This window comes from Flavilitoribacter nigricans DSM 23189 = NBRC 102662, assembly GCF_002646595.1.
In the GTDB taxonomy this organism is placed as follows: domain Bacteria; phylum Bacteroidota; class Bacteroidia; order Chitinophagales; family Saprospiraceae; genus Flavilitoribacter; species Flavilitoribacter nigricans.
On the sequence record NZ_PDUD01000034.1, the window covers coordinates 44,783 to 60,760 of the forward strand.

At 50.9% G+C, this 15,978-nt stretch carries 12 protein-coding genes and 1 pseudogene; 9 read left to right on the forward strand and 4 right to left on the reverse strand.

The features are described 5' to 3' along the window. Positions 1 to 32: 32 nt before the first annotated feature. Positions 33 to 1,220, reverse strand: coding sequence for a sodium:calcium antiporter (locus tag CRP01_RS28555; protein ID WP_099153483.1), 1,188 nt, complete (start codon positions 1,218 to 1,220; stop codon positions 33 to 35). Positions 1,221 to 1,575: 355 nt separating this feature from the next. On the opposite strand from CRP01_RS28555, the gene panD reads away from it, so the two are divergent. The 6 genes from panD (at position 1,576) to CRP01_RS28585 (ending at position 7,530) form a co-directional block, all read left to right on the forward strand. After that, positions 1,576 to 1,929 carry an aspartate 1-decarboxylase gene (panD, locus tag CRP01_RS28560; protein WP_099153484.1) on the forward strand — a complete coding sequence of 118 codons (354 nt, stop codon included), beginning with the start codon at positions 1,576 to 1,578 and terminating at the stop codon, positions 1,927 to 1,929. Between the two features lie 330 nt (positions 1,930 to 2,259). Beyond that, complete coding sequence (locus tag CRP01_RS28565; RefSeq protein WP_099153485.1) at positions 2,260 to 3,321, forward strand: lysylphosphatidylglycerol synthase transmembrane domain-containing protein; 1,062 nt, start codon at positions 2,260 to 2,262, stop codon at positions 3,319 to 3,321. 12 nt (positions 3,322 to 3,333) lie between these two features. After that, complete coding sequence (gene rfaE2 / locus CRP01_RS28570) at positions 3,334 to 3,837, forward strand: D-glycero-beta-D-manno-heptose 1-phosphate adenylyltransferase (protein ID WP_099153486.1); 504 nt, start codon at positions 3,334 to 3,336, stop codon at positions 3,835 to 3,837. A gap of 52 nt (positions 3,838 to 3,889) precedes the next feature. Beyond that, positions 3,890 to 4,942, forward strand: coding sequence for a Nif3-like dinuclear metal center hexameric protein (locus tag CRP01_RS28575; RefSeq protein WP_099153487.1), 1,053 nt, complete (start codon positions 3,890 to 3,892; stop codon positions 4,940 to 4,942). A gap of 37 nt (positions 4,943 to 4,979) precedes the next feature. Next, complete coding sequence (locus CRP01_RS28580) at positions 4,980 to 5,753, forward strand: zinc ribbon domain-containing protein (protein ID WP_170110579.1); 774 nt, start codon at positions 4,980 to 4,982, stop codon at positions 5,751 to 5,753. Between the two features lie 280 nt (positions 5,754 to 6,033). Beyond that, positions 6,034 to 7,530, forward strand: a complete 1,497-nt coding sequence (locus CRP01_RS28585; RefSeq protein ID WP_099153489.1) for a tetratricopeptide repeat protein — start codon at positions 6,034 to 6,036, stop codon at positions 7,528 to 7,530. Positions 7,531 to 7,538: 8 nt separating this feature from the next. Here CRP01_RS28585 and CRP01_RS28590 read toward each other — a convergent pair whose 3' ends face one another. Continuing rightward, a complete protein-coding gene (locus CRP01_RS28590) occupies positions 7,539 to 8,351 on the reverse strand; it encodes an NIPSNAP family protein (protein WP_222845828.1) in 813 nt (270 codons plus the stop codon). A 477-nt stretch (positions 8,352 to 8,828) separates the two neighbouring features. On the opposite strand from CRP01_RS28590, the gene prfA reads away from it, so the two are divergent. Continuing rightward, positions 8,829 to 9,905 (forward strand): peptide chain release factor 1, encoded by a 1,077-nt coding sequence (gene prfA / locus CRP01_RS28595; RefSeq protein WP_099153602.1) that lies wholly within the window; start codon positions 8,829 to 8,831, stop codon positions 9,903 to 9,905. 93 nt (positions 9,906 to 9,998) lie between these two features. Beyond that, a complete protein-coding gene (locus CRP01_RS28600) occupies positions 9,999 to 11,708 on the forward strand; it encodes a ThuA domain-containing protein (RefSeq protein ID WP_099153490.1) in 1,710 nt (569 codons plus the stop codon). A gap of 66 nt (positions 11,709 to 11,774) precedes the next feature. Here the strand turns inward: CRP01_RS28600 and CRP01_RS28605 are convergent, their stop codons facing one another. Both CRP01_RS28605 and CRP01_RS43505 read right to left on the reverse strand, forming a co-directional pair. Continuing rightward, positions 11,775 to 13,334 carry a carbon-nitrogen hydrolase family protein gene (locus tag CRP01_RS28605; protein ID WP_099153491.1) on the reverse strand — a complete coding sequence of 520 codons (1,560 nt, stop codon included), beginning with the start codon at positions 13,332 to 13,334 and terminating at the stop codon, positions 11,775 to 11,777. A gap of 477 nt (positions 13,335 to 13,811) precedes the next feature. Beyond that, a pseudogene (locus CRP01_RS43505) lies at positions 13,812 to 14,195 on the reverse strand (TraR/DksA family transcriptional regulator); the annotation flags it as partial. A gap of 283 nt (positions 14,196 to 14,478) precedes the next feature. Here CRP01_RS43505 and CRP01_RS28615 point away from each other — a divergent pair. Further along, positions 14,479 to 15,921 (forward strand): ATP-grasp domain-containing protein, encoded by a 1,443-nt coding sequence (locus CRP01_RS28615; protein ID WP_099153492.1) that lies wholly within the window; start codon positions 14,479 to 14,481, stop codon positions 15,919 to 15,921. Positions 15,922 to 15,978: the final 57 nt, after the last annotated feature.

Here is a 15,978-nt window from a genome sequence, read left to right on the forward strand (position 1 = left end):
GGGATAAGAGGAAACCATTTAAATCCGGTCTTTTAGAATAGCGATTCAATATTGCTGAGCACCTGCTGTACCCAGGCCGATATATCTAAGGCCCAGGGACTACCGATCCCTTTATTGATGATATAGGTGACGAAAGCCAGATAGAGGCTAATGAGCAGGGCGGCCTTCAGGAAGGTCATTTTTTTACCGATAATATAGATCAGCAGGGCGGCAATAGTGAGGATCAGCAGGATCAGGCGCAATTCACCTACTTCACTTCCGCTGGGCAGATCGATCGGGCCGTACAGGGCCGTGTACATAAAGAGGGGAAGCCCCAGTGCAAAACAGATATCAAAAATATTACTGCCCAGCGCATTAGAAATCGCATCATCGTAGTTGCCCCGCATGCCGTCCCGCATGGAAATGATCGTATCCGGCACACTGGTAGCAGCGGCGGCAATAATGACCGCTACAAAGTAGATCGGGAAGCCCACCGCCTCACCGAAAGATTCACAGGCATACACCAGAATGGCACAGGCCGCAGCGATGACGGCCGTTGATAAGAGCAGCAAGGTCCAGGCATTCCGGTTATTGATGGGCCGGTTGCCGATAACCAGGCCTTCCAGGTCAAGTTTCAGGATTTTTTTTAGCCAGGTATCCGCCGCTTCGTCTTCCGCTTCAACTGGTTCCGGATCGGGTGCAGGGATCTCGGGAGCCTGATCCGTTAGCACAGCGGCGCTGCGTTGTCGCTGTCGCATTCTGCGCACCATGTAGAGCACATAGGCGCCGTACATAGCCATAAGCAACAAACCGTGCCACCATTCCAGTCGAAAACTGCTCAGGACCAGGATAAGGACCAGTTCGCACAGAATAAGCGCGATACCGTCCCGGAATAACACCCGGCGGGAGACTTCAATAGAGCGGGTAATGCCAAAGAGCAGTACGACAATGATCACCAGAGCCGGAATGATCATACCGTTAAAAATGGCGCTCCCGGCGGTGGTGCCGACCCCGCCGGCAAACCCATCGGCGTCTTTCAGTAGCAGTAAGAAAAAGATAGTGGTAAAGAGTTCGGGAATAGAACTTGCAATGGCGTTGATCGTTGCCCCCCGGACCCCGTCTGTTAAATTACGGCCGATATATTCAGAAGCGGTTTCGAACCCATCACTGGCACGCCAGATAATGACCATCGTAAATACGGTCCACAATATGGATTCCAGTATGGGAAATTGTGTAAGCATGGGTTAATTATGGCTCGAAACGAGGACAATTTCTGCAAAATTTCGGCAAAGATAAGTTTTTTATCGGCCTTTGAGCACTATAGGTACTATATCCAGGCGGATGAGCGCACTACCGGTTGTCCGGAAAAGAGTGGTTCGGTACGCTTTAAAAACGGGGAATACAGTACGAATGGATGACTGGCCACAGCCGGCGGACCGGCTCAGTGACCATCTTCCCTTTTGCACGTCAGAACTTTGCCCCGGGGGATTCAACTATCCTAATAATATTTTGTTTGCATAAGTGCTTTACCCCAAACGGGGGCCTTTTCAGGATTTGTATTGACTACCATTCAGAATTTTATATTTTTGCAGCGCTATGATGATACAAAGATTTAAGTCGAAGATACACAGAGCTACCGTCACTCAGGCGGATCTGAATTACGTCGGTAGCATCACCATCGATGAAGACCTGCTGGATGCAGCCAATCTCATCGAAGGCGAACGCGTGCAGATCGTCAATAATAACAACGGCGAACGCCTGGAAACTTATACCATAAAAGGGGAACGGGGTTCGGGAGTTATCTGTCTGAACGGTGCCGCTGCCCGCCGTTGTCAGGTGGGGGATATCGTTATTATCATCGCTTATGCATGGATGTCTCAGGACGAAGCCCGGGCTTTTGAACCCAGCGTAGTGTTTGTCGATGAAGCGAATAAAGTGATTCCGGGCTAAACCGGAACCTCCGGTAATCGAGAACTTTCCAACATTCCGGCAATTGGGTGCTCCGGCATCCAAATTCAGCAATTCACTGACAATGTAGCGGTTTAGCACGCTTTAATTTCGGAATTTCGGTGGATTCTTAGAGAACATTTCTACTTTTGTCCTTTCTATCATTTCGAGCTAAGAACATGCTTAAATTTCATCCTTTGGTCTGCCCATACGGGTCCGTCCCGGGCAAAAACGAATTTTAAACATGTTCTAAACTTCCCCCGGTTTCCGGAATGCAATTAATCTTTTCAAATCTCACAACAGCCGCGGCTAAACCAGCTAACCTATAGGGCCTTGAAAGCGATACTGATCAACATCTTAAAATTTCTCCTTTTTTTGGGTATCGGTTTGGTTATCCTTTATCTGGTGTACCAAAATCAGAATACCGCTTACCAGGAAGAGTGCGCGCTCAAGGGTATTCCCGAAGCGGAATGCAGCCTGGTAACCAAAGTATTACAGGATTTCGGCCGGGTCGATTACTTCTGGATCATCATGGTGTTGCTGGCCTTCACGATCAGCAATATCAGCCGGGCCAAGCGCTGGCAGATGCTCATTCGCCCGCTGGGTTACAACGTCCGGCTCATCAATGCTTTTCTTACCGTCGTCATCGGCTATTTTGCCAACCTCGGCCTGCCCCGCATGGGAGAGATCGTCAAACCGGGCCTGCTGGCCCGCTACGAACGGGCCCCTCTGGAAAAGATCATGGGTACGGCGGTGGCCGACCGCGTATTTGATGTGATCAGTATTCTGCTGGTCACGGCCTTCGCCTTCATCCTCGAATTCGATCGCATCTGGGCGTTCTTCAGCGAATACGCCTCCATTCCGGGTGAGGGTAGTGGACTGGGTACGCTGATCCTTATCCTTTCCCTCATACTGGTAGCAGCAATTATCGTTTTCTGGATCTTCCGAAAACAGATCATGGCCAGCAAACTGGCCCTGAAGATCCGTGATCTGGCCCTGGGTTTTCTGCAGGGATTGCAGACCGTACGGCAACTGGATCGCCCCTTCTGGTTCATCTTCCACAGTATCAATATCTGGGTGATGTACTACCTCATGACCTATCTGTGCTTCTTTGCGTTCCCACCCACCAGCGAATTATCCGCAACGGCGGCACTTTTGGTGTTTGTGTTTGGGGGTTGGGGCATCGTTATTCCGTCTCCCGGAGGAATGGGCTCCTATCATTTTTTAGCGCAGACTGCCCTGACGATGTACGGAGTCAGCGGAGAGGACGGTTTCTCCTGGGCCATGATCGCTTTCATCTCCATACAGTTGGGGTGTAATATTCTGATCGGTCTGATCGGTCTGATCCTGCTGCCCATTATCAACCGGAACTACCAACCCGCTTTACAGACTTAAAATCCATCAAGCATGCAATTCCAACAAATACAATCCAAGATCCAGGACTGGGACCAGATCCGGGCCACTGTCGAAACCTGGAAGGCCAATGGCGAAAAGGTCGTTTTCACCAATGGTTGTTTTGACCTGCTCCATTACGGACACCTTCACTACCTGGCCGAAGCCCGTGACCTCGGCGACCGTCTGATCATCGGCCTGAACTCCGCCGCTTCCGTTAGCCGGCTGAAAGGACCGCACCGTCCCATTAACGACGAGCTGACCCGCCAGCACCAGATGGCAGCCCTCGCCTTTGTGGACGCCGTGGTAGCTTTTGATCAGGATACCCCTTTTGAATTGATCAAATTGGTGGTTCCCGATGTTCTTGTTAAAGGCGGCGACTGGAAACCGGAGCAGATCGTAGGATCGGATATTGTGCAAAATGCCGGAGGAAAAGTTTACAGTCTGCCGTATATCGAGGGATATTCCACAACCTCCATTGAGCAAAAAATTAAATCAACCGTGACCGGTGCCAGTTGATGCTCCGGCCGACGGACCCGATAGTTTTCAACTACTCCTTACCTGAAAAACCATGAATGTTAAAGAAGTCATTACCTATTTAGATACTATCGCCCCACCCGTCTACCAGGAAAGTTACGACAATGCCGGCCTGATCACCGGTTCTCCGGCCATGCTGGTCAGCGGAGTGGTCGTGTGTCTGGATGCTACCGAAGCGGTCCTGGACGAAGCCATCGCGCTGGGGTGTAACCTGATCGTCGCCCACCACCCCATTGTATTTCGCGGTCTGAAAAAGATCACCGGTCGGAATTATGTGGAGCGGGTGATCATCAAAGCCATTAAGCATGACCTGGCCATCTTTGCTGCGCATACCAATCTCGACAATGTATTCCGGCGCGGTGTAAACGGTCGGATCGCCGAGCGTCTTGGGCTGGAACGTACGCAGATCCTGGCTCCGAAACAGGTGGGGAAAAAGCTACAGATCTTCACCCCGGCCAGTCTGGCCGTTCCCCTGCAGGAAGCGCTGGTTGCCGTGGGCGCCACCCGGATCGAAGGTATCCGCGAAGCCGGCTATCTCACCGAATCCGGCCGCTCCCAGATGATCAACGGGGAAGCCCGGGTGAAACTGGAGATCGCTTTTCCCTCGGCCGCCCAGAGCGGAGTACTCAAAACGGTCAAAAAATACCAGCAGGAAGCCAAGGTAGACTACGATCTGTTCTCCATTGAGGTCGATACTCCGGAGATCGGTTCGGGAGTGATCGGTTTTTTGCCCGAGCCCATGGCGCCCGACCAATTTTTGAAATACCTGAAAGAACGCATGCAGACAGACTGTGTCCGCCATACCGAGATCCTGGACCGTCAGATTGAAAAAGTTGCCGTTTGCGGTGGCGCCGGTGGTTTTTTACTCCGCCAGGCGATCGGTCAGGGAGCTCAGGTTTTTGTAACGGCCGATTACAAATACCACGAGTTTTTTGATGCCGACGGGAACATCATCATCGCCGATATCGGACACTATGAGAGTGAGCAGTTTACGATTCAATTATTGCATGAAATTATATCCCAAAAATTTAGTAATTTTGCGGTCCATTGCACAAAAGTAAGGACAAACCCCGTTTATTATTTGTAGCAATGAAACTATCGTTAACAAAACAAGCCTTAAAATAATGGCAGAATTAACCGTTGCAGAAAAGTTGAAGAATATGTTCGAGCTTCAGCTTGTAGACTCTCAGATCGATGAAATACAGATCTTGAAAGGGGAGCTGCCGATCGAAGTAAGTGATCTGGAAGACGATATCGCCGGTCTGGAAACCCGGATCAGCCGTCTGGAAAATACTGTAAAAGACCTGGAGGATGAAGTCAGCAAGCACCAGGCGAATATTACTGAAGCCAATGCACTGATCGATCGCTACGAGAAGCAGATGGACAATGTGAAGAACAATCGCGAGTACGATGCATTGAGCAAAGAGATCGAAATGCAGAGACTGGAGATCCAGTTGTCCAATAAAAAGATCAAAGGCACCAAAGAAGAGGTTTTCAAAAAAGAGGAAACGCTGAAAGCGACCCAGGATCGCCTGGCGTCCAAGCAGGCCGACCTGAAAACCAAAAAGGTGGAACTCGAACAAATTATCGAGAAAACGGACAAAGACGAAAAGAAACTGCGTGCCCTGTCCGATAAGGCACGGGAAAAAGTAGAAGATCGTCTGATGCGGGCCTACGACAAGATCCGCACTTCCTACCGGAATGGTCTGGCGGTGGTAACTGTAGAGCGTGATGCCTGCGGTGGTTGCTTTAACCAGATCCCGCCCCAGATGCAGCTCGAGATCGCTCAGCGCAAAAAGATCATTGCCTGCGAACACTGCGGCCGTATCCTGGTGGACGATTCTCTGGTAGACGAAGTAAGAGATAAGGTGGACGGCGTTTCTTCCGTTACCGAATAAGCATACTCTTTAAGTACAATCGTTACTATAAAACCTCAGGCCCGTCTTCCGGATGGCCTGAGGTTTTTCGTTTTAATTCCCGCGGGGACCGATCACTTACACGGTATTTTTGTTAGCTAATTTAAGCCGGTGGCCGGTCTACCGGAATTGATGGCACCGCTGTATACTAAAATCCGTGACGGAAGTGTTCAATTTTAGTCTAAACGGTATACGAACGGCCCGCTTACCGGTCGCTAACTACGGCCGGGTTACTTGACTGACAACTTATCCAATGCATCCCATGAACTTATTGAGAATAACCAGCCTGCTTCTATTCCTCCACACTTCGGTCCTCTACGGGGCCAAGCACTTCACCTATACGCCTCTGGCCCGGGATGCCTACGAAAATGTAATGTCGCTCCGGTTCGGAGAAGCACATCTCCAACTGGCCAAGCTCAAGCTGGAAGATCCCAATAACCTCGTCGTTCATCACATTGAAAATTATATCGATTTTTTCCGGCTGTACATCACCGAGGATAAAGCCCTGTACAAACAGCTGGAAGCCAATAAGGATCGCCGCCTGTCGGCCATCGAGACCGGAGACGAATCTTCGCCCTATTATCTGTTCCTCCAGGCGGACATCCGCTTGCACTGGGCGCTGGTTAGTTTGCGGTTCGAAGACTATCTTCCGGCTTTTACCGATGTAAACCGCGCCAATAAACTACTCGAAAAAAATCAGGAACGTTTCCCGGACTTCATACCCAATCTGAAGGATCTGGCCATTCTCCACGCCATGGTGGGCACCATTCCGGACGGCTACCAGTGGAGCGTACGTCTTCTGAGCAGCCTGAAAGGCACTATCGATCAGGGAAAAAAGGAAATGGAAAAGGTCGTCTCCTACGCCCGGCAACACGACGATTTCCTGTTCACTAAAGAATCACAGGTGCTGCAGGCTTATCTCCTGCTCCACCTGGCCAACGAGCCGCAGCAGGCCTGGAAAACCATTCGAAAATCCGAATTGGTGCCTGCCGACAATCCGCTACATGCTTTTGTAGTGGCCAATATCGCCATGCGTACCGGACATAATGACGAAGCGATCAGGATCCTGGAAGCTGCGCCCCAGGACGGCATCTTCCACCCTCTCCCCTTCTTGGAATTTATGTTGGGGCTGGCCAAACTGCGCCGGCTGGATCGGGATGCCGGAAAACATTTTGATCGCTTTGTGGAAAAATTCAACGGCACGCACTATATCAAGGAAGCTTACCAGAAGCTGGCCTGGCAGGCGCTGATCAACGGCGACCCGACGGGCTACCGGACGAACCTGGTACAGGTATCCCAGCGCGGGAACGCCACGAGCGGCGGGGACAGCAATGCCCAGCGGGAAGCGGATGCCGGCCGGACACCACACGTGGACCTCGTGCGCGCCCGCCTCTTGTTCGACGGCGGCTACGCCCAGAAGGCCTATGACCGACTGGCGCCACTCAAATTGAACGAATCTAAAGATGCATACCTTCGCCTGGAATATACCTACCGGATGGGGCGCATCCTGCAGGAGCTGGACCGCACCGCCGAAGCGATTTCCTATTTTGAAAAAACCATTGAAGACTCCGGGGCTAATTCGCCCTATTTCTTCGCCTGCAATGCCGCCCTGCAATGTGGGCTCATTTACGAGAAGATCGAATCCTGGCAAAAGGCCAAAGAGTATTTTAAGAAATGCCTGTTGCTCAATCCCGATGAATACGCCACCGGTCTGCACCAGCGGGCCAAGGCCGGGCTGGCCCGGATCCGCAAGCGATAATCCATGGCCTAATAATCCGAATATTCCGTCGGCGACAGGAAAATGATATCCGCATGGGATACATTGTTCTTGTATTTTTCCATAGCGACCAACTCTTTCCACTCCGGCGCATCGAAAAACGCTTTCCATTTTTCATCCCGGCTGGCCATGTCCGAAAAGGTCGTCATATACATCAGGTTGGGCATCTTGGAACCGGAGATCACTTCGGCGTAAAAAACTGCATTAAAGTTGAGGCGATCAAAAAGTTTGATCTCTCCCCCGGCATTGAACATGTCCACTTTGTTGTGATAGTACTGTTCCGTAGGCGATTCGTAACTGCGCAGCTCGTAAATTCTTTCCGAACGGGGATTTTCCAAGCCGGAAGGCTCCATCTGGGGCATATCCACGAAGGCCTGCATTAAGGTGGATTCGATCCGGCGATAGGGTGGATGGTCGTGGGCGGCGTCGACGTATTCGCTTCCGGTCGTCTGGTATTCGTTATCCCCGCCGAGCGCAGCCTCCAGATCCACTACTTCTTCGAGGGAGGAAAACGGGATGAGCACGTAAGTTCTCCGGGTCGAATCGTTTTCGCCGGGAATTTGCTTAAACACCCCGATCGGACCGATATCCCTTTTCTTCAGCGCCGGCATAAAGGCATCCCGCAGGTAGTTGTCCGTCATGGCCACCTGCTCATCGGTGTCAAAAGTGTAGACTTTGAGTTGATAGAATTCCCGCTCAGCCGTCGTTGATGTCGCCTCTTCCGGGGTTTCCGGCGGCGTGTTGGCACAGCTCGTCATGGTCATGATCGCGACCAGCAAAAAGAAGATCGTTGGTTTATTCATTTTATTGATGTTTTGTCTGGATCATTTCAGGTGGAGCGCATCAAATCGAAGTTGTAAACTACAAATACCGAGAGCGGGAATGTGAATGTAAGGATCATCACCGATAACCCAAAAAGTTCATCGATACTCGCTCTGGCGCGATCGCACACAGGATCATACTTTGGATCAGAATGGTTTTGGGGAAGGGAATTTACGGCTGATGCATGATCGCCGGATCTGCGATTCAGCCCTTACCGGCCCTAATTACCCGGGCACAACAACTTGCATTAGCTAATTTCCCGAACTTACATTAACTTTGCCGCTCAATTTTACGAACACACATGTACATTCTACTACAATCCGGGAAACTCCGCTATTAGCGTCCTGCACATTACCTGGCAGGTAGCCGGCTGCTGCCAGTTTTAAAGGATAGCAAACTGCCGGCAGGATCTAAATATGCTCACATCCGCCATTTCCTGGCAAAATTTACCAAGTAACATGATCAATAAACTGGAAGCGATACAAGATAGATATATTTATTTGGAAGAACGGCTGTCCGATCCGGCAGTTATTTCCGATATGGATCAATTCAAAAAGATCAGCAAAGAATACAAAGACCTGGAGCCTATCGTTAAGGCGTTCAAGGAATACGAACTCCTGATTGGCAACTACCAAACGGCTAAGGAAATGACCAGTTCCGATGACCCGGAAATGCGCGAAATGGCCCAGATGGAACTTGAGGAACTCGGCGAGCAGAAAGAGGAAATGGAGGAAAAGATCAAGTGGCTGCTCATTCCCAAGGATCCGGAAGATTCTAAAGACGTCGTTTTCGAGATCCGCTCGGGTACCGGTGGGGACGAAGCCAGCCTTTTTGCCGGCGACCTCTACAAGATGTACACCAAATATTTTGACAGCCAGGGCTGGAAGACCGAAACCCTGTCCTTTACCGAAGGAACCGTGGGCGGTTATAAAGAAGTCGTTCTGGAGGTGTTTGGTGAAGATGTCTACGGTAAGCTCAAATTTGAATCCGGCGCACACCGCGTACAACGGATCCCCAAAACCGAATCCCAGGGGCGGGTACATACTTCGGCCGCTACCGTAGCGGTGATCCCCAAAATGGAGGAAGAAGACATCGACATCCGGCGGGAAGACCTGCGGATCGACGTGTTCCGCGCCAGTGGCGCGGGTGGTCAGCACGTAAACCGGACCGAATCGGCCGTGCGTTTCACCCACTTACCTACCGGTATCGTATCCGAAAGCCAGGACAGTCGCTCCCAGATCAAGAACCGGGAGATCGCACTGCAGCGCCTGTACGTCAAGATCCAGGATAAGATGCGCCAGGAGCAGATGAACTCCGTTGCCGCCCAGAGACGCTCTCTGGTGGGTTCGGGGGACCGCTCCGAGAAGATCCGTACCTATAATTATCCCCAAAACCGCGTAACGGACCACCGTCTGGAGGGCGATAACAAAAACTTCAACCTGGAACAGATCGTGGACGGACAGTTGGAGTCGGTGATCGAAGCCCTGCAGGTAGCGGAAAATGCCGAAAAATTGCGGGCCGGTAATCAGGAATAAGTTTTAGCGAAAGCCGGAGGATGAGCCTGGACTATCCTCCGGAATCTACCGCATTTATTACTTACCTTTAGCGGAAATTATACCGCAATCAAAATGAAAAACCTGCTTATTCTCCTACTCACCAGTATGAGCCTGATCTCCTCTGCCCAAAACTTTGTCCTTCCCCTCTGGCCGGAAGGCATTCCCTGCGAAAATAATCTGGAAACCGGTATCGACGAACGCGCCAGCATCGGCCGGGTTGTCCGGGAAGTACACGAACCCGAGCTCGTGGCGTTTTTCCCGGCGGAAGCCCAACGCAATGGTACCAGCGTGGTGATCTGCCCCGGTGGTGGCTACACTATTCTGGCCTGGGACTGGGAAGGGACCAAAATGGCTGAATGGTACAACTCTTTCGGAGTGACGGCTTTCGTCGTCAAATACCGGCTCCCCCACTGGGAAAGTGAAGACTGCCGCGATAAAGTTGCGCTAATGGACGCCCAGCGGGCCATGCGCCTGGTGCGCAGCCGGGCCGAAGAATGGCGGCTCGATCCCGAACGGGTGGGCGTCATGGGCTTTTCGGCCGGCGGGCACCTCGCCTCTACCCTATCCACCCACTTCGATTACGGGGACCCCGCGGCCGAAGAACCGCTGGAGCGCTTCAGTTGCCGCCCGGACTTTTCCGTACTGATGTACCCGGTAGTCACTATGGATACGACCTTCGCGCATATGGGTTCCCGGCGCAATCTGATCGGCCCCGATCCCGATCAGGAGGCGATCGACCATTTTTCCAACGAAAAACAGGTCACGGCCGAAACACCACCGGCGATCCTTATTCATGCCGATGATGATAAAGCCGTGGTGTCGGAAAACAGCGTTAACTATTACCTCGCATTGCGAAGACATAATATCCCGGCCAGTATGCACATTTTCCAGGGTGGCGGCCACGGTTTCTCAATGGCGAAAGGCATGGGCAGTACCGAAAACTGGCCTCTGCTGGTCAAAGGATGGATGGAAGAACGGGGGCTCCTGCAACCGAAGCTAAAAGTGCTGATCGTTGATGGTCAGAATAATCACCAGAACTGGCCGGAAAAGACCGATATTCTAAAAGAACAATTGGAAGCGGCCGGGATCTTTAGCGTGACGATTGCCCGCACTCCCGCTGCCGGTGAAGTGATGGATGAATTCCAGCCGAATTTTAGCGCTTACGATGTAGTGGTTTCCAATTACAACGGAGATGACTGGCCCGAGGCGACCCGCCGGAGTTTTGAACAATACATTCGTGGGGGCGGTGGATTCGTTACTTTCCACGCCGCGGATAATGCCTTTGCCGACTGGCCCGCCTATAACGAAATGATCGGTCTCGGTGGCTGGGAAGGCCGGGATGAACGAAGCGGACCGTACGTCTACTTCGGTGAGGATGGAAAAATGGTTCGGGACGACAGCCCCGGTCGGGGTGGTCACCACGGTCATGAACACGAATTTACCGTTACCTTTCAGGATACCCTGCACCCCATTGCCCGCGATCTGCCCGCCGAATGGCTACACAGTAAAGATGAGCTGTACGACCAGTTACGCGGTCCGGCCAGGAATTTCCACGTGCTAGCGACGGCTTTCAGCGATAAGGCCCAGAACGGGACCGGCCGGCACGAACCGCTGCTCATGACGATCCACTACGGAGAAGGACGCATTTTCCACACGGCCCTGGGCCATGCTCCTTATTCCATGCAAAGCCCGGGATTCATCGCCACGCTGCAACGCGGCACCGAGTGGGCTGCTACCGGGCAGGTCACCCAGGAAGCGCCGAAAGATTTTCAACGAAAATAAGTTGAGGATAGAGATAGACCCTCCGTAAATCGCTCATCACGATTTACGGAGGGTCCGTGGTCTGCTTTACGATTTTTTAGGAAGCAGTTTTAATTCGTAAAGATCATTGCGCCGGTCTTTCAGGTTACGCACGCTGCCGTGCTCGTGCAGTTCCTTGAGCAATTCCAGATCCACATCGGCGATCACCGTCATTTCCGTATTCGGAGTGGCTTCGGCTTTGATACCGTTAGTCGGAAAAGCAAAATCGGCGGGCGTATATACTGCCGACTGTGCGAATTGGATGTCCATATTGTTCACGCGCGGCAGGTTGCCCACACTACCCGCAATCGCCACGTAACATTCATTTTCGATGGCACGGGCCATCGAGCAGTTGCGCACCCGGGTAAAACCGTTGGGCGTATCCGTGAGGAAAGGAACAAACAGGATCTTCATGCCCTGATCGGCCAGCAGGCGGGATAGTTCCGGAAACTCCGAATCGTAGCAGATCAGTACCCCGATCTTTCCACAGTCCGTTTCGATGGCCTTCACCGTATTGCCGCCTACCATGCCCCAGGCCGAACTCTCCGAGGGCGTGATATGGATCTTTTCGTAACGTTCGTAACTTCCGTCCCGGCGACAAACGAAACCGACATTGAGCAGGCGCTCTCCGTCCAGATAAGGCATACTCCCCAGAATGATATTCACATTGTAATTGACTGCGAATTCCTGGGCTATTTTTCGGAGCGGATCCGAGAAAGCAGCCAGTTCCCGAATGGCCTGCGACTCCGGCAGATGATTATGCGGAGCCATCAGCGGCGCATTAAAGAATTCCGGAAAAACGATGAAATCACTTTGGTAATCGCTGACTGCATCGACGAAAAATTCCATCTGTTCCGTCAGTGCGTCCATATCTTTAAACGGCCGCATCTGCCACTGGACCAGCCCGAGCCGGATCACCGTTTTCTGCTGGTTGACGACCTTTTGTTTCTTCTGATAATAAACGTTATTCCATTCGAGCAGAACGGCGTATTCCAGAGAATCGACATCTCCCTGGGAATAATTTTTCAAGACCTTAAGGGGATGAAAATCGTTGGACAACTGGAAGGTTAGGGTCGGATCGTAGATCTCCCGCCGGCGCACCTTCTGAATGTATTCCTTGGGGCCTATTTCGTCGGCGTATTCATTGTATTTGGGAATTCTGCCACCGAAGACGATACTTTTCAGGTTTAAATTTTCACACAACTCCTTCCGGGCATCGTACAGTCGCCGGCCCAGCCTCATGCCCCGGTATTCCGGATGAATAAAGATCTCGATACCGTACAGGACATCCCCATCGGAATCGTGGGTGTTAAAAGTATCCTGAGCCGTGATCTGTTCGTAAGTATGGTCATTGCCAAACTGGGAATAATCCACGATAATTGACAGGGCCACTCCCACTACGGTATCGTTGACCAGCACTACCAACTGCCCTTCGGGGAAAATAGTCAGCAGTTTTTTGAGCTGTTTCTTGGTCCAGAAATCCTCCCAGGTCGGGTAGGCCTTGGCCATGGAGTCCCGAAGTTGCAGGAAATCGGTCAGCGCGAGGTTGCGTAATTCAATCCGTGTGGAGGTTTCAGTTTCTCCCAATCCACTTTTGGTTATCGACATACTTGTACTTTTAATATTGCTTAGGAAACAATTACTTAACGCATGCTGGTCAGGGAGTGTTTAGGTAAGCACCTAAATAAAAGGAGGTTGTAGTAAAGCCAGTTACCACAACCTCCTTCGGATTAGACGCGATGCGACCTCCTAGAAGTCATCATCATCTTCACCCTCGTCCATATCCGCCATATCGTCGATGTCGTCACTGGGATCGTCATCATCGGCGATATCGTCCAGATCGAGATCTTCGGTAGATATGTTTTTGGTGATTTTCAGATCCAGATCGTCATCGAGATCTGATCCGAATCCGTAATCTTCATCATCATCGTCGTCATCCAGTTTGGGAACAACCGGTTTCACCGTGCCACCCGACTTTTTGATCACCTTGGTAATGATCTTTTTGGGTGCTTTTTTACCCGGATCCTTCTTAACGTAAGGATTCTGGTTCAGGCGGGTCGTAGTTTTACTTTCCTCCTGTTTGTTTTGTTCCGTTTTGGCCGACAAACTCTTGGTTGTGGTCGGTACCGCCAACAGGCGGCGCTTATCGATCAGTTCGCCGGTGATGACACAAATTCCGTAAGTCTTATTTTTGATACGGATCAGTGCATTCTCCAGATCCGCAATGAATTTCCGTTGGCGGATTGCCATAGTATTCAGCATCTCCACTTCCGTGTTGGTGCTACTGTCATCTACCCAGTCTCCTCCGTGTTCATCGCCGGAGTTTTCCGTGATCTCCAGGATCTGATCCTGCAAATTTTGTAACTGCTCCTTCGCATGTTCCAGCTTCTTATCGATCAGGACCTTAAATTCTTCCAGTTCCTGATCAGAGTATCTTGCCGTTCCGGTTGATGGCATACCGTTAATCATTTATGTTAAAAAAGTAATGGCGCAAATCTCAGTAAATTTTACCCAATAATGCAAGTCTTATGCAAAAAAAATACTGCCAAAATAAATATGTCATTTTTTGGCGAGGGCGAAATTTTACATTAAAAAATAAATAACGCTCCATTTAATAATAAGTTACATAAGAAAATACAAAAATATTAGAAGAAAGGTCAATTTATCCGGATTGAAACTATTGAATAGCGTAGTTTTGCGCCAAAAATCAAACAAATCTTACTGGAAAACCCTTCCAAATAAAATAGAATAGATGGATTTTAAAAGTGCAAAAATTATTGGCCCGGGTGAATTCGAATCTCACCAGCACTGGTATCCCAAGGCATTGAATGCTACGATCCACCCGATGGTCAACTTTTTTTTGAACCTCAATAAAGACCGGATCGTCAACCGGTACTGCCACCTACACCCGAAAGTAAAAGCCGAACGTCTGCACGAGATCCTGGCATATCAGAGTAAATATTTTTTGTGGGCCGGTGCGGACCTTTTAAACGTGACTTCGGCCGGTGGTCGACGTCAAATGGTAATTATTGAAAATAATTCCTGCCCGTCGGGACAAAAGTCGATGCCCCTGGTAGACGACAACCAGGAACAGGGAAGCTATCGCTGGCTGATCGAACGGACTTTCAAAGAGTACCTTAAAGAGAAACGCCCCAAGATCAAGGGTGCACTCGCCGTAGTGTACGATAAAAACCCCATGGAAGTATCCGGCTACGCGGCGGTTATCGCCGATGTTTTTCAGGAACCGGTCTATTACGTATCTTTTTACCAGGATGATCAGGATCCTGCGGTGCGTTTTGTGGACCAGGTGATGGAAGTACGGGATGAGAATGGAAAATGGCAACCCATTCGGGCGGCGTTCCGCTATCTGACCCAGCGCCCCTGGAACCGTTTGCCGCTGCATACCAAAACGCGTATACTCAACCCTACGGTAGCTTGTCTGGCGGGGGGGCGGAATAAACTGGTAGCGGCGAAGGCTTATGATATGTTCAATTCCGAGCTCAGAGGCAGTGGCCTCAGCATCAACCTGCCGGAAACCATCTGGGATGTTCGCAAAGGCGAGATCCCACTCTGGATCCGGAAAATGGGAGGACAGGCGGTGATCAAGGTCCCGTACAGCAATGCCGGGCAGGGTGTTTTTACGATTGTCTCCGAACAGGAACTGGAAGATTTCATGGAAATGGATTTTCAGTACGATCGCTTTATTTTGCAAAGTCTGATCGGAAATTACCAGTGGAGTTCGAAAGGTACCAAAGGAAGACTGTACCACGTGGGAACGATCCCCAACAGTAAGGGGAAAACGTATGTTGCCGACCTGCGGATGATGATCAGTTCCACGGCTCATGGTTTACGACCGCTCTGCGTGTACGCGCGGCGGGCCGCCGAACCACTGGAGGATACGCTGACCGACAGCAGCGACTCCTGGGAAATGTTGGGGACCAACCTATCCATCAAAATGGACGATGGGCGCTGGGACAGCGATACCACCCGCCTGTTGCTGATGGATCGCCGGGACTTCAACAAACTGGGTATAGGCATGGATGACCTCATTGAAGCCTATATTCAGACGGTATTATCAACAGTAGCGATTGACCAGATGGCTCAAACGCTGTTTAATAAACAAGGGAAATTCCGGATGCGCCTCTTTAAGTCCCTCAACGATGACGAAGCATTCATTCGGGAGATCCTGCAATAGGCTTGATGAAGTATACATTATTGGTTTTAACCGACCACAGTAGTCAAAATAAAGAGA